Genomic DNA, 16,065 nt, shown 5'->3' with positions numbered 1-16,065 from the left:
CGGGGGATGGACGTGACGATCGCAAATGATCCGTTGGTCAATTGGGAGGCCTTTGCGCAGGCTCGAACGGAGCTTGGCGCCAGTTTCGTGCGGATACTCGGATATTTCCGCGAGGACGGCGTGAAATCGGTGCTGCGGATCGAAGAGGCGATGCGCGCCAACAACGCGACCGCGATGGTGGTTCCGGCGCACACGCTGAAGGGCGAGGCGCGCCAGTTCGGCGCCGATCCGCTGGCCGAACTGGCCGAGACGATCGAGATGACCGCGCGCGCCTGCATCGAGCGGCGCGATACGCCGACCCAGGCGCTGGAGCATGTCGTCCAGCTTCGCCCGCTGTTCGAGACGACGCTGGCGATGCTGGAGCGCGAGGCGAACCCGCTGGTCGAGCGCCGGCCGGCTGCCTTCGGCAAGCGTGCCTTCGCGAGCTGACGTATAAAATTCCCCGTCACCCCCGGCACTTCGGCCAGAGTGACGGATGGGGCGACGCCTGCGGCCCCATTTGAATGCCGTACCCGGCGCAGCCCTTACGAGCCCTCTTCGGCCTTGGCGTTGAGCTGGATGTAATTCTCCAGGCCCATGCGCGCGATCATGTCGAACTGGCGTTCGAGCGTGTCGACATGGTTTTCCTCGCTGTCGAGGATCTGGCGGAACAGGTCGCGGCTGACATAGTCGCGGACCGTCTCGCTGTGCTGGATCGCATCGCGCAGCACCGCGATCGCCTCCATCTCCAGCGCGAGATCGGCGCGCAGGGCCTCCTCGACGGTCTCGCCGATGCGCAGGCGGCCGAGGAGCTGGAAATTGGGCAGGCCATCGAGGAACAGGATGCGCTCCGACACCATGTCGGCATGCTTCATCTCGTCGACCGATTCGTGGCGTTCGAACTCGGCGAGCTTCTTGACGCCCCAGTGATCGAACATGCGGTAGTGCAACCAATATTGGTTGATCGCCGTCAGCTCGTTCTTGAGAACCTCGTTGAGATACTCGAGAACCCTTGCATCACCCTGCATTACACGAAACCCCTGTGGAGAAAGGGGCTATCCTAGCGGCAAAAGAACGCCACGAAAACCGCAGAAATCCGCGGTTTTCCTATTGAGAATGTCACGCAGCCGCGCGTTCTTCGGCGATGATCTCACGGGCGAAGGGGACGCATTGGCCGCATTTGGCGGAGCGTCCCAGCGCGCGATAGGCCTGGCAGGCGCTGGTCGCGCCGCTCCGTGCCGCCTCGCGCACATCCTGCTCCCGAATTGCATTGCAAACGCAAACGACCATCGCATCCTCACGCTCTCTGCGACGAGATGTACGGCTATTGAGAGCGATTCGCAAGGGTATTGCGAGGCATTCGCATTACCCGTTTTGCGCCGCGCGAATCGGCTGGAATCGGCCGCGGGCGAGGCTGCGCCACAGCCATTCGAAGGGACCATAGCGGAATCGGGCGAGCCAGGGCTTCGACCAGAGCAGGATCAGCGCCCACACGGTCAGCACGACCAGATAGAGCTGCCAGCGCGAGAGATAGCCGAACCAGCCCAGGCCATAGCCGTTGAAGAAGGTCGCGCAGAGCAGGCTGGTCGCGAGATAATTGGTGAACGCCATCCGGCCGGCGGCGGCGAGGCGGGTGGTGAGTGCGCCGCCCGATCGGGCCAGCAACAGGATCAGGCAGATCCAGCCGGCGATCATCAGCGGGCGGATCGGCGTGGCGAGCGTCATCACCGCGAGCGTGACCGCGAACAGGCTGAAATCCGCATGCACCAGCCAGGCGGCGAGGGCGATATAGGCGGGGAGCGCGATGCCCCAGCAGACCAGCAGCCAGCGGCGATAGCAGCGCGGCTCCCAGGCGCCGGTGAGCATGCCGGTCCGGTAGGCGGCCATGCCGAACAGCATGTATGCCAGCGTCTCGCAGCCATAGAGGCCGAGCATCGCGAGCGGGCTGACCGCCAGCTCGGCGAAGCGCTCGCGGACGATGCCGGCATAATCGCCGCGATAGAGCGCCAGTTCGTGCGCGATCTCGGCCGGGGCGGGGATGCCGAAGGCGGAGGCCAGATCGTAGAGCTGGCGGGCATTGTCCGCGGCCTGGGCGGCGTTCGCCACGGGCTGCTGGAGGTCCAGCACCGAGATCGGCAGCCCGGCGAAGATCAGCGTGTTGCCGAGGACGAGCATCACGCCGAGCGGCAGCATCTGCGCCGGCCGCATCTCCCGGAGCGCAAAGGCGAACATGCCGACCAGCGCGTAATGCGCGAGGATGTCGCCGCGCCACAGCAGCCAGAGATGCGCCAGCCCGAAGACCAGCAGCCAGCCCATCCGCGCGAAATGGACGGCGCCGCCGCTCCTGCCGCCCGCCTCGGCGCGCTCGACCACCAGCAGCATCGACGCCCCGAACAGGAACGAGAAGAGCCCGCGCATCCTGCCGTCGAACAGCACGAAATTGACCAGATAGGCAGCGAGATCGGCGCCGTGCGCCCCGCCATAGGCGCGCGGATTGAAATAGGCCGCCTCGGGCATGCCGAAGCTGACGATGTTGAGCAGCAATATGCCCAGCACGGCGACGCCCCGGACGATGTCGAGCGATTGCAGGCGTTCCCCGGGGGCCTCGATCATGCGCCCCGGTTACAGCCAGGTCGCGATCTGCTCCAGCGGCTTCTTGTCGAGCGCGTGGACGGGGACGGTGGCATCGGTGGCGGCATGGCCCGCGACGATCAGCATCAGCGGCTTTTCGTGGGGCGGGCGGCCGCAGACGCGGTTGAGGAAGCGCATCGGCGCCGGCGTGTGGACCAGCGTGGCGACGCCGGCCTTGTGAAGCGCGGCGAGCATCAGGCCGCAGGCGATGCTCACGCTTTCGGTGACATAGTAATTCTGATGGGCGTCCTCCGTGCGGCGCTGGGCGAAGGCGACGATCAGCCAGGCCGCAGTTTCGAGATAGGGCTTGTCCGCGCCGGTGCCGAGCGGCCACAGCGCCTGGAGCCAGCGGGCGCCGGCCTTGCCGCCATAGAAGATCCGTTCCTCCTCCTCGGCGGCGACGCGGATCGTCGCCTTGGCCTCGGGCGAGGAGATGGCGCAGAAATGCCAGGGCTGGCGATTGGCGCCGTTGGGCGCCGATCCGGCCGCGAGCAGGGCCGCCTCGATCACCTCGCGGGGAACGGGGGCGTCGCTGAACGCGCGGCAGCTCCGGCGCGTGCGCATCGTTTCATAGAAAGCGCGCGCACGCGCGATGCGATCCGAATCGCTCAGATCGGGATAGGATTTCCAAGGCACAGAGTCATGCTGCGGCATAATTTCCCCCATGCCAGCATGGCATAGGTCCATTATGGTTTATACCCAGCGAATCTGCGTAGGTGACTCAGCGATTCTCCTTGCGAATCACAAGCTTGAGACCCGACCAGATTTCATCCACCGCGCAGACCTTGCAATCGACCAGCCCGGTGGGAAGCGCCACGTCGCGCACGACATCCTCGGTCACGTCGGTAGGCACGCCGGAGGTCTTCTTTGGCCAGGAGACCCAGATGAAGCCATGGGTGGCGAGCAGCGGGCGCAGCGCGGCCAGTTCGCGTTCGAGATGCGATCGCTCGGTGACGAACAGGTGTGCGCCCTGCAGGCCGTCCGATGCGGCGGGCTGCTCCTCGACATCGGCATCGGCGATCTCGCGGCGGACGCTGTCGGGCATGTTGTGGAACCAGACGCGCATGCCCCGCTTGAGGCCGAGCTTGTCGACGAGCGAGGTGTCCGAATAGCCTGCGGTCATATCGACCTCCTGGATGCGAGAGTAACGCATGCGCAGCCCATCGACTAGCATGGCGGACGACTCGCACAATCCGGGACATGCCCAAGGGGGCGGAGAGCCGGGCGGCGACGGGCGGAATGAAGCCGAATCGGCTTCCCGCAGGCTGATCCATCGAATGGACACCCCTCCCCGGCGAAGGCCGGGGCCGAGTTGCCACCAAGTCGCGATGGCGCCGCGCCGCTTCCTTTATGCCGAAACTGGGCCCCGGCCTTCGCCGGGGAGGGCTGGGGGCAATGCCGGATCTCTCGCTAAAGCGCGCGACGCCGCAACGACGCGACGAGGTCAAGGCGCGATGGCGGCGGTAGCACTTACCCGCCCATGGCCGCCGCATGCGCCGCGCGGGCCAGCTCCTCGCGGAAATCGGGATGAGCGATGGCGATCAGCGCGTCGGCGCGCTCGCGCAGCGTCTTGCCCTTCAGGTTCGCCGCGCCGAATTCGGTGACGACGATATGCGTGTCGTTGCGCGGCGTGGTGACCGGGCCGTCGAGCCGGGGCACGATGCGCGAGACGGTGCCCTTGGCCGCTGTCGAATGGCAGGCGATGATCGATCGGCCGCCCTTCGAGGCATAGGCGCCGCGCACGAAATCGAGTTGTCCGCCCGCGGCGCTGAACTGCCGGCCGGCGACGAACTCGGAATTGCACGCGCCCTGAAGGTCCACCTGCACCGTGGCGTTGACCGACAGCATCTGCGCGTTGGCGGCGATTATGGCCGGATCGTTCACATAGTCGACTGGCCGGCTTTCCAGCGCCGGGTTGTCATTGAGGAAGTCGTAGAGCGCCCGGTCGCCCATCGCGAAAGTGAAGACGGCGCGGCCGGGGAGGAGCGTCTTGCGGCTGTTGTCGATCACCCCTTCGCGCATCAGCGCGGCGAGACCCGGGGTCATCAGCTCGGTATGGATGCCGAGGCCCCGATGGTGGCGGAGGGCCGCGCACACCGCGTCGGGCAGCGCGCCGATGCCCATCTGCAGGCAGTCGCCGTCGCCGGCGAGGCCCGCGATGATCTCGCCGATCGCGCGGTCCTCCGGGCCGATCGCCGCTGCGGGGATCTCGGTCAGGGGCACATGGTTTTCGACCAGCGCCGTCACCTGGTCGATATGGATGCGGCCCTCGCCCGCGACGCGGGGCATGGCCGGATTGACCTCGACGATCACCTGCCGTGCGGTGCGCGCGACGGGGAGAGCATAGTCGGTGTTGGTGCCAAGGCTCAGCCAGCCCTCGGCGTCGGGCGGCGAGACGGTGGTGAGCAGCACGTCCACGTCGATCTGTTCGCAGAGCACGCGCGGCGTCTGGCTGAACGAGGTCGGGATGAAGTCGACCAGCGGCACGCCGGCCGTGGCGGCCTCTTTGTCCAGCGCGCGCTCGATGCCGCTGTGGAACAGGCTCATCGGCCGCACCTTGTCCCGGAGCTCGGTGCGCAGGATCGAGGCGGCGGGGGCGGTGGAGAGAAGATAATAGATCGCGGCCGAGTCGATCCCGCCCTGGCGTGCCCGATCGGCGAGGGTGGCGAGCAGGAGCGGGGGCTGGGAGACGCCCAGTCCCATGGCGATCTTCGCCGTGCGGGGGATGAGCGCGATCGCGGCTTGGGCGGGCATGCGGCGCGCCGGATAGGCGCTGCTGGGCGAGATGGTCATGGCGGTGGAACCTGACCCGGCGAGCGGGGGGCGTCAACGATTGGCGGTGGTTGGTTTGCAAATCCTCCCCCAGCTTGCTGGGGGAGGGGGACCGCGCCCGCAGGGCGTGGTGGAGGGGCCGGCCAAAGGCCGGTGAAGCGTGCGGCGAGGGATAACGGCGCTTCGCGCCGCCCCTCCACCATGCTGCGCATGGTCCCCCTCCCCGAGCAAAGCTCGGGGAGGATTGAAGAGGAATCAGGCCAGCGCGGCGTCTTCGCCCATCAGCGCGGGGAAGAAGCCTTCATGCGCGGCCTTGAGGTCGGCGAGGGGGACGCAGTAATCGCCGTCTTCCAGCTCGAAGATCAGCCGGCCGGCGATGGTGCGGCCGATCGGATCGGCGGCGAGGCCGGCATTGTCGGCGGCGACCAGGAAATCGGCGAGCGCTTCGTCCTTCACCGTGACGACGTACAGCCCCTGATCCTCGCCGAAGAAAGAGCCGGCGATGCCGAAGGGCTGGGGCTGGTCGATGATCGCGCCGATGTTCGACGCCAGCGCCATTTCGGCCAGCGCAACCGCGAGGCCGCCGTCGGACACGTCATGGCAGGCGGTGATCGCGCCGCCGCAGATCGCCTTGCGGACGAAGGCGCCGACGCGGCGCTCCATCATCAGGTCGACCGGTGGGGGCGGGCCTTCCTCGCGGCCGTGGATCTCACGCAGCCAGATCGACTGGCCGAGATGGCCGGAGCGTTCGCCGAGCGCGATGATGATGTCGCCGGTGCCCTTGAAGGCGATCGTGCAGCTCTTGGTCCAGTCCTTGAGGAGGCCGACGCCGCCGATCGCGGGGGTGGGGAGGATGGCGGAGCCGCCGCCGGTCGCCTTGCTCTCGTTGTAGAGGCTGACATTGCCCGAGACGATCGGGAAGTCGAGCGCGCGGCAGGCTTCGCCCATGCCCTCCAGGCAGCCGACGAACTGCCCCATGATCTCGGGGCGCTGCGGATTGGCGAAGTTGAGGCAATTGGTGACGGCGAGCGGCGTCGCGCCGACCGCGCAGAGATTGCGCCATGCCTCGGCGATGGCCTGTTTCCCGCCCTCGACCGGATCGGCGAAGCAATAGCGTGGCGTGCAATCGGTGGTGATCGCCAGCCCCTTGTCGGTGCCGTGGACGCGGACCACCGCGGCGTCGCCGCCGGGGCGCTGGACGGTGTCGGCGCCGACCATGTGGTCATACTGCTCCCAGATCCAGCGGCGGCTGGCGATATCGGGCGAGGCCATCAGCTTGAGCAGATCGGCGGCGATGTCGGTGCTTTCGGGCACGTTCTCGAGCGGCGGCCGCGGGGGCGTGGGGACGTGCGGGCGATCGTAGAGCGGGGCTTCGTCCGCCAGCGGGGCGAGGGGGATGTCGGCGACGGTCTCGCCCTTCCACTTCAGCACCATGTGGCCGGTATCGGTGACATGGCCGATCACCGCGAAATCGAGCTCCCACTTCTCGAAGATCGCCTGGGCGAAGTCCTCGCGGCCGGGCTTGAGCACCATGAGCATCCGCTCCTGGCTCTCCGAGAGCATCATCTCATAGGGCGTCATGCCGGTTTCGCGCTGGGGCACGTCGTCCATCACCAGCTCGATGCCGACGCCGCCCTTGCTGGCCATCTCGACCGCAGAGGAAGTGAGGCCGGCCGCGCCCATGTCCTGAATCGCGACGATCGCGTCGGATGCCATCAGCTCCAGGCACGCCTCGATCAGCAGCTTCTCGGTGAAGGGATCGCCGACCTGGACGGTGGGGCGCTTCTCCTCCGAATCCTCGCCGAAATCCGCGCTCGCCATCGTGGCGCCGTGGATGCCGTCGCGGCCGGTCTTGGAGCCGACATAGACGATCGGATTGCCCACGCCCGAGGCAGCCGAATAGAAGATCTTGTCCTGATCGGCGACGCCCACGGTCATCGCGTTGACCAGGATGTTGCCGTCATAGGCCGGGTGGAAGTTCACCTCGCCGCCCACGGTGGGGACGCCCACGCAATTGCCATAGCCGCCGATGCCATGGACGACGCCGGCGATCAGGTGCTTCATCTTCGGATGATCGGGCCGGCCGAAGCGCAGCGCGTTCAGGTTGGCGACGGGGCGCGCGCCCATGGTGAACACGTCGCGCAATATGCCGCCCACGCCCGTCGCCGCGCCCTGATAGGGCTCGATGTACGAGGGGTGGTTGTGGCTCTCCATCTTGAAGATGGCGGCCTGGGGTTTTCCGTCCGGTCCTGGGCCGATGTCGATCACGCCGGCATTCTCGCCGGGGCCGCAGATCACCTGGGGGCCGGTGGTGGGGAGCTTCTTCAGGTGGATGCGGCTCGATTTGTAGCTGCAATGCTCGGACCACATGACCGAGAAGATGCCCAATTCCGTCAGGTTGGGCTCGCGGCCCAGCGCCTTCAGGACGCGGGCATATTCCTCGGGCGACAGGCCGTGCTCGGCCACCATCTCGGGCGTGATGTGAGTCATGAGGCGAGCCCTTAGCGAGGGCCGGAGGCTTCGTCACCCCGCAGCGTGTCGCGGCGGCGGCCCGGCGCGTCTAACGCGCGGTTAACCTGCGGAGCCTAAACCGGAATCATGTCGGCGTATCCATGGATAGAAGCGCTCCAGGGCCGCGATGCGGACCTGGGCGAAATCACGTCGCTTCCTGCATCCTGGGAATGCGACCTTGCCGATAACGCATTGCGCTGGGCGCCGGGGGTGTTCGATCTGTTCGGCATGCCGCGCGGTGCCCGGCTGGACCGGTGCGCGATCGTCGAGATGTATGTCGGCGAATCGCGGGCGATGCTCGATCGGCTGCGGGCCGAGGCGATCGCGACCTGCGGCAGCTTCACCTTCGACGCGCAGATCCGGCGGCCGGACGGCGAACTGCGCCGGATGCGGCTGACCGCGGACGTGCTTGCCCGCGGCGGCCGCGCGGTGCGGCTCTATGGCACGAAACAGGATGTGACGGCCGAGATCTAGGCTTTCCGCTGGCCGATCAGTGCCGGCAGCCGATCCTGGATCCAGTCCACCAGCGTCTCGACCTGCCCGGCGGCCTCCTGGCCCAGCGGAGTCAGGCTGTATTCGACATGCGGCGGCACGACCGGATAGCTGCGGCGCGTGAGCAGCCCGTCGCCCTCGAGCTGCTGGAGCGTCTGGGCGAGCATCCGCTCGCTGACGCCGTTCACCGTGCGGCGCAGTTCGCTGAACCGCAATGTGCCGGGGCGCAGCGCGATCAGGATCAGCACGCCCCAGGTGCTCGTTATATGCTTCAGCACCTCGCGCGACGGGCATTCGGTGGAGAACACGTCGCCCCGCGCCATGCGGTCGGCGAGGCGGGGGGAGGTCTGCTTCAACATTTTTCCATACTTACTCTGATGTACGTACTTACGATCAGTAAGTTAGGGGATTAGATGGCGGCGATCAACCACGTCCGTTCGAAAGGAAATGCCATGTACGCCGTCACCGGAGCCTCGGGCCAGCTGGGCCAGCTGGTCCTTCACGCGCTGATCGCGAAAGTCGATCCGGGCACGATCGTCGCGCTGGTGCGCGATCCTGCCAGGCTGGCCGCGTTCGCGGCGCAGGGCGTCGTCGTCCGCCGCTTCGACTATGATGCGCCCGAGACGCTGGCGCCGGCGCTGGAAGGCGTCGATCGGCTGCTGCTCATTTCCGGCAACGAGATCGGCAAGCGCGTGCCGCAGCACCAGGCGGTGATCGAGGCGGCGAAGGTCGCGGGCGTCGGCTTCATCGCCTATACCAGCATCCTCCATGCCGATACGATCCCGTTGGCGCTGGCGAACGAGCATCGCGCGACCGAGGCGCTGCTGCGGGCGAGCGGCGTGCCGCATGCGCTGCTGCGCAACGGCTGGTATACCGAGAATTACCTGCCCGGTGCCTTCTCGGCGCTGGAGCATGGCGTGCTGCTGGGCAGCGCGGGCGAAGGCCGCATCTCCACCGCCACCCGCGCGGACTATGCCGAAGCGGCGGCGGTGGTGCTGACGGGCGAGGGCCTTGGGGGCCAGGTGTACGAACTGGCGGGAGACGAGGGTTTCACGCTCGCCGAATTCGCCGCGGCCATCTCCGGGATCGCGGGCAAGGCCATTCCCTATCGCGACCTGCCCGAGGCGGAATATCGCGCGGTGCTGGAGGGCGCCGGCCTGCCCGCGCCGCTTGCGGCGGCACTGGCGGACAGCGACGCCAAGGCTGCGGAGGGTGCGCTGTTCGACGACGGCCATGCGCTCAGCGGGCTGATCGGGCGCCCGACCACGCCCTGGCGCGAGACGCTGGCGGCGGGGTTGAAGGGGTGAGGGTCCGGCGTCACCCGAAAAATTCAGGTTGGTGACACCATAAATCCCGACCAATCTCCGGCTGCTCCAGGACCGGCACGGCAATGTCTGTCGAATCAAGGAGCAGTCTGGAGGTGATTGTTATTGATGTGAACGTCGCAACAATCATCATCGGCATCGCAATGCTGATGGTGGCAACCATCACGATGGTCCTGAAGATTATCGAGGTGGCCCACTCCAAGTAGCGGCGGGCGGGGGTCGGGCGGCAACTCGGCCCCCAAACGATTTGAGCCCCGGTCGCGGCAACGACCAGGGCTCGATCCGGGATGACTGTCATCGACAGAACATCGCAACAAAACCCAGATAGCGTAGCCGCCTTCAAAATTCAATGAAGCAGCCTGCTTCAGAGAATCTCCCGCACCTTTTCCGGAGGGCGGCCCAGGCGGACGCCCTTTTCGGTTTCGACCAGCGGGCGCTCGATCAGGATCGGATCGGCCGCCATCGCATCTAGGATCGCATCCTCGGTCGCGTCCTTGAGCGCCTTGGCGCCGTCCTCGGCCTTGCGCAGCCCCTCGCGTGGGGTGAGGCCGGCGCGGGCATAGAGCCCGGCCAGCTTCGCGCGGCTCGGCGGGGTCTTGAGATATTCGACGATCTCGACCTCGACGCCCGGTGTCTCGTTCAGGATCGCCAGCGCCTCGCGCGATTTCGAGCAGCGGGGATTATGGTAGATCGTCGCTTTCATGATGCCTCCGTTCGCGAGCAGGCGCGGCCGAGTCAAGAGAGCCAGCCGCGCGCCCTGAGCTCCGGGACCATCGCGCGGGCAACGGGAACCTGGCGGCCGTCGACCAGGCGCAGGACCACGGCGCGATCGCGGCGAAGCACCTCCGCCACCGCATGGCGCGCGACCCACCAGCTGCGATGGACCCGGGCGCCGTCCAGCCCGGCCAGATCCTCCACGGCGTCGCGCAGGCGCATCAGCAGCAGCGCATCGCCCTCGCTGGTATAGGCGCGGACATAATGATCCTCGTTGCCGAGATAGAGCAGGTCGCGCCCGAGCCTGGGCGGAAGCTGGGCGAGCAGCGCCGGCTCGCGCGATGGGGGGAGGGGCGCCGCCGGCTCGGCCGCTGCGGCGGCGGGCACGGGGCGCCGGAGCGCCACCTGGATCGCCGTGACCACCGCGCCCAGCAGCAGAACCTTCGGATAGAGTTGCAGCAGTTCGCCCAGCGTCAGCCGTTGCCAGCCCATGCCTGCCATTGCCCATGCGACCAGCAGCGTGGTCGGGAGCGCGGCCAATGCTGTGGCGGCGCCGAGCGCTGCCCAGCGGGGCAGGCCGGTCTGGGCCGAAAGCGCGCCGGCGGCGGCGATCACCGGGCGGAAAAAGGCATAGCCGCCCAATGCGAACAACAGCCAATCGGCCAGCCGCGTGCCGAGCGGCAACGCGAAGGTGCCGAACGGGCCGATCAGGGCCGCCACCAGTCCGGCGGCGACCATGATGGCGAACTCGGTCGCCAAGGCGCGATTCGGGGGATTGAGGTGTGTACCGTTCATGCTTCGCGAACGGTACAATGCGGGCGCGGCTGCCGCATCCACGAATTTCTCCGTTCCTTTCCTGCGCTTCGCCTTCTCCGCTAACCGGCCGCCGTCAGGCTGTGGGCAACGCAAGACGGAGAACGCAATGACCGCCACCACTGCCATCCCCGGCCGCGCGCGCCGCGACACCGCTATCGTGATCGCCGCCGCGCTGCTGTTCGCATTGCTGGCCGTCGCGCTTGCGCATCGGCTGGCGGGCGGCGGTGCGCTGATGCCTGCCGACCATAATCTCTGGCTCCGCCTGCATCTGGCGACGGTGATCCCGGCGCTGCCGCTGGGCGGCTGGATATTGCTGCGCCGCAAGGGCGACCGGCTGCACCGGATGCTCGGGCGAGCCTGGGCGGCGCTGATGCTGCTCACGGCCCTGTCCAGCTTCGGGTTGCGCTATGTGACGGGTGGGCTGAGCCCGATCCATCTGCTGTCCGTGCTGGTGTTGGTGAGCGTGCCGCTGGCGGTGCGCAACGCCCGGCGCGGCAATATCGCCGCGCATCGGCGGGCGATGACGATCGTCTATGCCTCGCTGGTGATCGCGGGATTCTTCACCTTCCTGCCGGGAAGGCTGATGGGGCAGTGGCTGTGGGGATAGGGGACGCCCTCTCCCCGAGGGGAGAGGGGTATCGGAGGCTCAGGCTTCGTCCTGCCTGGCCAGCCATTCTTCCAGCCACTTGATCGTATAGTTGCCGGCCTGGAAATCGGGATCGTCGAGCAGCGCCTGGTGGAGCGGGATGGTGGTCTTCACGCCCTCGATCACGAACTCCTCGAGCGCGCGCCGCAGCCGCATCAGGCAGCCCTCGCGGGTGCGGCCATAGACGATCAGCTTGGCGATCATCGAATCGTAATAAGGCGGGATCCGATAGCCCGCATAGATGCCGCTATCGACGCGCACATGCATGCCGCCCGGGGCATGGAAATGCGTGATCTTGCCGGGCGAGGGGGCGAAGGTGCGCGGATCCTCGGCATTGATGCGGCATTCGATCGCATGGCCGCGGAACTCGATATCCTCCTGGCGGACCGACAGGCCGTGACCTTCCGCGACGCGGATCTGCTCGCGGACGAGATCGAGGCCGGTAATCATCTCGGTCACCGGATGCTCGACCTGGAGCCGGGTGTTCATCTCGATGAAGTAGAACTCGCCGTCTTCCCACAGGAACTCGATCGTGCCGGCGCCGCGATAGCCCATGTCGGCCATCGCCTTGGCGACGATCCCGCCCATCCGCGCGCGGTCCTCGGCGCCGAGGACGGGAGAGGGCGCTTCCTCCAGCACCTTCTGGTGGCGGCGCTGGAGCGAGCAGTCGCGCTCGCCGAGATGGATCGCATTGCCCTCGCCGTCGCCGAACACCTGGAACTCGATGTGGCGCGGATTGCCGAGATATTTTTCGAGATAGACGGTGGCGTCGCCGAACGCCGCCTTGGCCTCGCTGCCGGCTTGCTGCATCAGCGTCTCGAGCTGGTCTTCCGACGTGCACACCTTCATGCCGCGCCCGCCGCCGCCCGAAGCCGCCTTGATGATGACCGGATAGCCGATCCGCGCGGCGATCGCCTTGGCCTCGGCCACGTCGCTGATCGCGCCGTCCGATCCGGGGACGAGCGGCAGGCCGAGCGCGCCGGCGGTGCGCTTCGCCTCCACCTTGTCGCCCATCGTGCGGATATGCTCGGGCTTGGGGCCGACGAAGAGCAGGCCGTGCGCCTCGACGATCTCGGCGAACTGGGCGTTCTCCGAGAGGAAGCCGTAGCCCGGGTGGATCGCATCGGCACCCGAGATCTCGGCGGCGGAGATGATGTTGGGGATGTTGAGATAGCTCTCGGCGGCGCTGGGCGGCCCGATGCAGATCGCCTCGTCCGCCAGCCGCACATGCATCGCATCGCTGTCGGCGGTGGAGTGCACCGCCACCGTCCTGATGCCCATCTCGTGGCATGCGCGATGGATGCGCAGCGCTATTTCGCCGCGATTGGCGATCAGGAGCTTCTTGATCTCGGGCATTTGGTTTCTACTCGACCACTACGAGCGGCTGGTCGAACTCGACCGGCTGGCCGTTGTCGACCAGGATTGCCTTCACGGTGCCGGCGGACGGCGCGTGGATCGGGTTCATCACCTTCATCGCCTCGATGATGACCAGCGTATCGCCAGCCGCCACCTTCTGGCCGACCGTGACGAACGGCTTGGCCTCGGGATTGGGCGAGAGATAGGCGGTGCCGACCATCGGCGACTTGACCGCGTTGAATGCCGCGGGGGCAGGGGCGGCTTCGGCGGCCACGGGCGCGGCTGCCGCGGCGGGCGCCGGAGCATAGGCAGGCGCCGCGACCTGCATCGGCGCGGCGGTGACGGTGCGCGCCACGCGGACGCGGCGTTCGCCGTCCTCCACTTCGATTTCGGTGAGCTGCGTATCGTCGAGTACAGCGGCGAGCTGACGCACCAGATCGATATCGACCTGCATCGCTCCCGTCTTGTCGTTTTTGTCGGCCATGCGACCCTTCTTTTCGATGAAACCGCGCCCTCTGTCAGAAGCGCGCGGCGGCTTCAAGCGCAAGCATGTAGGAAAGCGCCCCGAAACCCGCCACGGTGCCCCGTGCGGCGCGGCCGACGAAGCTGGTGTGGCGGAATTCCTCGCGGGCATGCGGATTGGAAAGATGGACCTCGATCACCGGCGTCGTGATGCTCTTCACGGCATCGTGCAACGCGATCGAAGTATGGGTATAGCCACCGGGGTTGAGGATGACCGCCTTGGCGCCATAGGCCTGGGCCTCGTGCAGCCAGTCGATCAGATGCCCCTCGTGATTCGACTGGCGCAGATCGATCTCCAGGCCGAGTTCGCGGGCGCGATCCTCCATCCGTCCGGCGATGTCGTCCAGCGTGTCGTGCCCATAGATTTCGGGCTCGCGCAGGCCCAGCAGATTGAGGTTGGGGCCGTTCAGGACGTAGATCGTGTCGGCCAAAGCCAAGCCTTTCGGTTGCGGGCGGAGCGCGGCCCTCCCTATATGAGCGCGCGTTCCCGATCAAATATTCCCAAGGCCATGTACATGCATATCGACGGCACCGTCTCCATCAGCGTCAACGGCGAGCACAAGCGGGTCGCTGCGGGGCTGACCATTGCGCAACTCGCCGAGGAATTGGGGCTGGTGCCCGAGAAGATCGCGGTGGAGCGCAACCTGGAGGTGGTGCCGCGCTCGACGCTGGGGCAGGTGCTGGTCGAGGACGGCGACGAGCTGGAGATCGTGCATTTCGTCGGCGGTGGCGATCATGCGCGGCCCGTGGACGCGGACACATGGACCGTGGCGGGCCGCACCTTCCGATCGCGGCTGATCGTCGGCACCGGCAAGTACAAGGATTTCGAGCAGAACGCGGCGGCGCTGGAGGCTTCGGGGGCGGAGATCGTCACCGTGGCGGTGCGCCGGGTGAACGTCAGCGATCCCAAGGCGCCGATGCTGACCGATTATATCGACCCGAAGAAGGTCACCTACCTGCCCAACACCGCGGGCTGCTTCGATGCCGAATCGGCGATCCGCACGCTGCGCTTGGCGCGCGAGGCGGGTGGCTGGGATCTGGTGAAGCTGGAAGTGCTGGGTGAGGCGCGGACGCTCTATCCCGACATGGTCGAGACGCTGCGCGCGACCGAGGTGCTGGCCAAGGAGGGCTTCCTGCCGATGGTCTATTGCGTCGACGATCCCATCGCCGCCAAGCGGCTGGAGGATGCCGGCGCGGTGGCGGTGATGCCGCTGGGCGCGCCGATCGGTTCGGGGCTGGGCATCCAGAACCGGGTGACGATCCGGCTGATCGTGGAGGGCGCCAAGGTACCGGTGCTGGTCGATGCCGGCGTGGGCGCCGCGTCCGATGCGGCGGTGGCGATGGAGCTGGGCTGCGACGGCGTGCTGATGAACACCGCCATCGCCGAGGCGAAGGATCCCGTGATGATGGCGGCGGCGATGAAGGCGGCGGTGGAGGCCGGGCGGCTCTCCTATCGCGCCGGGCGGATGGGCAAGCGCATGTATGCCGATCCGTCGAGCCCGCTCGCGGGGCTGATCTGATGCGCGGCGCGGCGGTGCTGGCGGCGGCCCTGGCAGTCGCGGCGTGCCATCCGGCGCCCCAGGCGCCGCCGCCGGTCAATGCCGGGCCGATCTCGGCCGAGCCGGTGACGCTCACCGCGGCGGACGGCGTGCAGGTCGCCGGCGTCTATACCAAGGCGTCGAACCCCAAGGCGGTGATCCTGCTGTTCCACCAGGCCGAATCGGGCAAGGACGAATATGCGCTGATCGCGCCGCGGCTGGCCGAGGCGGGCTATTCGTCGCTGCGGATCGACCAGCGCGCCGGCGGGAATCTCTACGGCGTCAACGAGACGGTGAAGGCGCTGGGCCGCTCGACGCTCTATTTCCAGGCCAAGCCGGACATGGAAGCGGCGCTCAACTGGGCGCAGGACAAGAAGCTGCCGGTGATTCTGTGGGGCAGCAGCTATTCGGCGTCGCTGGCGTTCCTCGTCGCCGCCGATCATCCCGAGAAGGTGCGCGCGCTGCTCGCCTTTTCTCCGGGCGAATATTTCGACGACAAGAAGCTGGTGGCCAAGGCGGCGGCGAACGTGAAGGCGCCGGTGTTCGTCACTTCCGCGCAGGACGGCAAGGAGATCGACGCGGCGCGCGACATCCTGAAGGCCGTGCCGGTGGCGGGCAAGGAGCAGTTCGTGCCGAAGCTGGGCGGGGTCCACGGCTCCTCGACCTTGCTCCGGGCGAAGAATCCCGAGGGCGCGGAGGATGCGTGGAAGGCCGTGATGGCGTTCCTGGCGGGCGTGACGAAGGGCTGACCCGGCTTTCAAGG

20 protein-coding genes are annotated in these 16,065 nt (G+C 67.4%); 6 read left to right on the top strand and 14 right to left on the bottom strand.

All coding sequences use genetic code 11. The annotated features are described in order from the left end of the window. Positions 1-6 precede the first annotated feature (6 nt). On the top strand, positions 7-429 hold the full coding sequence (locus HB724_RS08045) for an Hpt domain-containing protein (RefSeq protein WP_213980398.1): 423 nt from the start codon (positions 7-9) through the stop codon (positions 427-429). 95 nt (positions 430-524) lie between these two features. On the opposite strand, the gene bfr is transcribed toward HB724_RS08045, so the two are convergent. The 7 genes from bfr to purL form a co-directional block, all read right to left on the bottom strand. After that, a complete protein-coding gene (gene bfr, locus HB724_RS08040) occupies positions 525-1,007 on the bottom strand; it encodes a bacterioferritin (RefSeq protein ID WP_213980397.1) in 483 nt (160 codons plus the stop codon). A 91-nt stretch (positions 1,008-1,098) separates the two neighbouring features. After that, on the bottom strand, positions 1,099-1,269 hold the full coding sequence (locus tag HB724_RS08035) for a (2Fe-2S)-binding protein (RefSeq protein WP_213980396.1): 171 nt from the start codon (positions 1,267-1,269) through the stop codon (positions 1,099-1,101). Between the two features lie 75 nt (positions 1,270-1,344). Then, on the bottom strand, positions 1,345-2,592 hold the full coding sequence (locus HB724_RS08030) for a DUF418 domain-containing protein (protein WP_213980395.1): 1,248 nt from the start codon (positions 2,590-2,592) through the stop codon (positions 1,345-1,347). A gap of 9 nt (positions 2,593-2,601) precedes the next feature. Then, entirely contained in the window at positions 2,602-3,264 is a 663-nt protein-coding gene (locus tag HB724_RS08025; RefSeq protein WP_213980394.1) for a nitroreductase family protein, read from the bottom strand. Between the two features lie 67 nt (positions 3,265-3,331). Beyond that, positions 3,332-3,733, bottom strand: a complete 402-nt coding sequence (locus HB724_RS08020) for a DUF3052 family protein (RefSeq protein ID WP_213980393.1) — start codon at positions 3,731-3,733, stop codon at positions 3,332-3,334. Between the two features lie 347 nt (positions 3,734-4,080). Further along, entirely contained in the window at positions 4,081-5,403 is a 1,323-nt protein-coding gene (locus HB724_RS08015) for an acetyl-CoA hydrolase/transferase C-terminal domain-containing protein (RefSeq protein ID WP_256731385.1), read from the bottom strand. Positions 5,404-5,637: 234 nt separating this feature from the next. Then, positions 5,638-7,872 carry a phosphoribosylformylglycinamidine synthase subunit PurL gene (purL, locus tag HB724_RS08010; RefSeq protein WP_213980392.1) on the bottom strand — a complete coding sequence of 745 codons (2,235 nt, stop codon included), beginning with the start codon at positions 7,870-7,872 and terminating at the stop codon, positions 5,638-5,640. Positions 7,873-7,980: 108 nt separating this feature from the next. Between purL and HB724_RS08005 the strand changes: the two genes are divergently transcribed. Then, complete coding sequence (locus HB724_RS08005; protein ID WP_256731384.1) at positions 7,981-8,367, top strand: diguanylate cyclase; 387 nt, start codon at positions 7,981-7,983, stop codon at positions 8,365-8,367. Here HB724_RS08005 and HB724_RS08000 read toward each other — a convergent pair. Further along, positions 8,364-8,744, bottom strand: a complete 381-nt coding sequence (locus HB724_RS08000; RefSeq protein WP_213980391.1) for a helix-turn-helix domain-containing protein — start codon at positions 8,742-8,744, stop codon at positions 8,364-8,366. The two genes, HB724_RS08005 and HB724_RS08000, sit on opposite strands and share 4 nt — an antisense overlap. A 93-nt stretch (positions 8,745-8,837) precedes the next feature. Between HB724_RS08000 and HB724_RS07995 the strand changes: the two genes are divergently transcribed. Then, the gene (locus tag HB724_RS07995) at positions 8,838-9,692 is read left to right on the top strand and encodes an SDR family oxidoreductase (RefSeq protein WP_213980390.1); all 855 of its coding nucleotides are present in this window, start codon (positions 8,838-8,840) and stop codon (positions 9,690-9,692) included. Positions 9,693-9,702: 10 nt separating this feature from the next. On the opposite strand, the gene HB724_RS07990 is transcribed toward HB724_RS07995, so the two are convergent. The 3 genes from HB724_RS07990 to HB724_RS07980 all read right to left on the bottom strand — a co-directional run bounded on the left by HB724_RS07990 (position 9,703) and on the right by HB724_RS07980 (position 11,219). Next, positions 9,703-9,873, bottom strand: coding sequence for a hypothetical protein (locus HB724_RS07990; RefSeq protein ID WP_213980389.1), 171 nt, complete (start codon positions 9,871-9,873; stop codon positions 9,703-9,705). Between the two features lie 201 nt (positions 9,874-10,074). Next, positions 10,075-10,413, bottom strand: a complete 339-nt coding sequence (arsC, locus tag HB724_RS07985) for an arsenate reductase (glutaredoxin) (protein WP_213980388.1) — start codon at positions 10,411-10,413, stop codon at positions 10,075-10,077. Positions 10,414-10,445: 32 nt separating this feature from the next. Further along, complete coding sequence (locus HB724_RS07980) at positions 10,446-11,219, bottom strand: LytTR family DNA-binding domain-containing protein (RefSeq protein ID WP_213980387.1); 774 nt, start codon at positions 11,217-11,219, stop codon at positions 10,446-10,448. Between the two features lie 127 nt (positions 11,220-11,346). Between HB724_RS07980 and HB724_RS07975 the strand changes: the two genes are divergently transcribed. Next, complete coding sequence (locus HB724_RS07975; protein ID WP_213980386.1) at positions 11,347-11,847, top strand: DUF2306 domain-containing protein; 501 nt, start codon at positions 11,347-11,349, stop codon at positions 11,845-11,847. Positions 11,848-11,886: 39 nt separating this feature from the next. Here HB724_RS07975 and accC read toward each other — a convergent pair whose 3' ends face one another. From accC to aroQ, 3 genes are read right to left on the bottom strand one after another with little or no spacing between them, the layout of a single operon-like run. Further along, complete coding sequence (gene accC, locus HB724_RS07970; RefSeq protein WP_213980385.1) at positions 11,887-13,242, bottom strand: acetyl-CoA carboxylase biotin carboxylase subunit; 1,356 nt, start codon at positions 13,240-13,242, stop codon at positions 11,887-11,889. A gap of 7 nt (positions 13,243-13,249) precedes the next feature. Beyond that, positions 13,250-13,726 carry an acetyl-CoA carboxylase biotin carboxyl carrier protein gene (gene accB / locus HB724_RS07965; RefSeq protein ID WP_213980384.1) on the bottom strand — a complete coding sequence of 159 codons (477 nt, stop codon included), beginning with the start codon at positions 13,724-13,726 and terminating at the stop codon, positions 13,250-13,252. Positions 13,727-13,760: 34 nt separating this feature from the next. Further along, a complete protein-coding gene (gene aroQ / locus HB724_RS07960; protein WP_213980383.1) occupies positions 13,761-14,195 on the bottom strand; it encodes a type II 3-dehydroquinate dehydratase in 435 nt (144 codons plus the stop codon). Between the two features lie 84 nt (positions 14,196-14,279). Between aroQ and thiS the strand changes: the two genes are divergently transcribed. Both thiS and HB724_RS07950 read left to right on the top strand, forming a co-directional pair. After that, positions 14,280-15,284 (top strand): sulfur carrier protein ThiS, encoded by a 1,005-nt coding sequence (gene thiS / locus HB724_RS07955; protein WP_213980426.1) that lies wholly within the window; start codon positions 14,280-14,282, stop codon positions 15,282-15,284. Continuing rightward, positions 15,284-16,051, top strand: a complete 768-nt coding sequence (locus HB724_RS07950; RefSeq protein ID WP_213980382.1) for an alpha/beta hydrolase — start codon at positions 15,284-15,286, stop codon at positions 16,049-16,051. The genes thiS and HB724_RS07950 overlap by 1 nt, the downstream gene beginning before the upstream one ends. The last annotated feature ends 14 nt before the right edge of the window (positions 16,052-16,065 follow it).

The organism is Sphingomonas sp. dw_22 (assembly GCF_018449795.1).
Classification (GTDB): Bacteria; Pseudomonadota; Alphaproteobacteria; order Sphingomonadales; family Sphingomonadaceae; genus Sphingomonas.
Note: the sequence above shows the minus strand (reverse complement) of the source record. Positions and strands in the feature narration are given on the sequence as shown.

Excerpts from the sequence above, each read along its gene's own strand:
- HB724_RS08045 (WP_213980398.1), top strand. The coding sequence starts at position 7 with ATGGACGTGACGATCGCAAATGATCCGTTGGTCAATTGGGAGGCCTTT.
- bfr (WP_213980397.1), bottom strand. The coding sequence starts at position 1,007 with ATGCAGGGTGATGCAAGGGTTCTCGAGTATCTCAACGAGGTTCTCAAG.
- HB724_RS08035 (WP_213980396.1), bottom strand. The coding sequence starts at position 1,269 with ATGGTCGTTTGCGTTTGCAATGCAATTCGGGAGCAGGATGTGCGCGAG.
- HB724_RS08030 (WP_213980395.1), bottom strand. The coding sequence starts at position 2,592 with ATGATCGAGGCCCCCGGGGAACGCCTGCAATCGCTCGACATCGTCCGG.
- HB724_RS08025 (WP_213980394.1), bottom strand. The coding sequence starts at position 3,264 with ATGCCGCAGCATGACTCTGTGCCTTGGAAATCCTATCCCGATCTGAGC.
- HB724_RS08020 (WP_213980393.1), bottom strand. The coding sequence starts at position 3,733 with ATGACCGCAGGCTATTCGGACACCTCGCTCGTCGACAAGCTCGGCCTC.
- HB724_RS08015 (WP_256731385.1), bottom strand. The coding sequence starts at position 5,403 with ATGACCATCTCGCCCAGCAGCGCCTATCCGGCGCGCCGCATGCCCGCC.
- purL (WP_213980392.1), bottom strand. The coding sequence starts at position 7,872 with ATGACTCACATCACGCCCGAGATGGTGGCCGAGCACGGCCTGTCGCCC.
- HB724_RS08005 (WP_256731384.1), top strand. The coding sequence starts at position 7,981 with ATGTCGGCGTATCCATGGATAGAAGCGCTCCAGGGCCGCGATGCGGAC.
- HB724_RS08000 (WP_213980391.1), bottom strand. The coding sequence starts at position 8,744 with ATGTTGAAGCAGACCTCCCCCCGCCTCGCCGACCGCATGGCGCGGGGC.
- HB724_RS07995 (WP_213980390.1), top strand. The coding sequence starts at position 8,838 with ATGTACGCCGTCACCGGAGCCTCGGGCCAGCTGGGCCAGCTGGTCCTT.
- HB724_RS07990 (WP_213980389.1), bottom strand. The coding sequence starts at position 9,873 with ATGGTTGCCACCATCAGCATTGCGATGCCGATGATGATTGTTGCGACG.
- arsC (WP_213980388.1), bottom strand. The coding sequence starts at position 10,413 with ATGAAAGCGACGATCTACCATAATCCCCGCTGCTCGAAATCGCGCGAG.
- HB724_RS07980 (WP_213980387.1), bottom strand. The coding sequence starts at position 11,219 with ATGAACGGTACACACCTCAATCCCCCGAATCGCGCCTTGGCGACCGAG.
- HB724_RS07975 (WP_213980386.1), top strand. The coding sequence starts at position 11,347 with ATGACCGCCACCACTGCCATCCCCGGCCGCGCGCGCCGCGACACCGCT.
- accC (WP_213980385.1), bottom strand. The coding sequence starts at position 13,242 with ATGCCCGAGATCAAGAAGCTCCTGATCGCCAATCGCGGCGAAATAGCG.
- accB (WP_213980384.1), bottom strand. The coding sequence starts at position 13,726 with ATGGCCGACAAAAACGACAAGACGGGAGCGATGCAGGTCGATATCGAT.
- thiS (WP_213980426.1), top strand. The coding sequence starts at position 14,280 with ATGCATATCGACGGCACCGTCTCCATCAGCGTCAACGGCGAGCACAAG.
- HB724_RS07950 (WP_213980382.1), top strand. The coding sequence starts at position 15,284 with ATGCGCGGCGCGGCGGTGCTGGCGGCGGCCCTGGCAGTCGCGGCGTGC.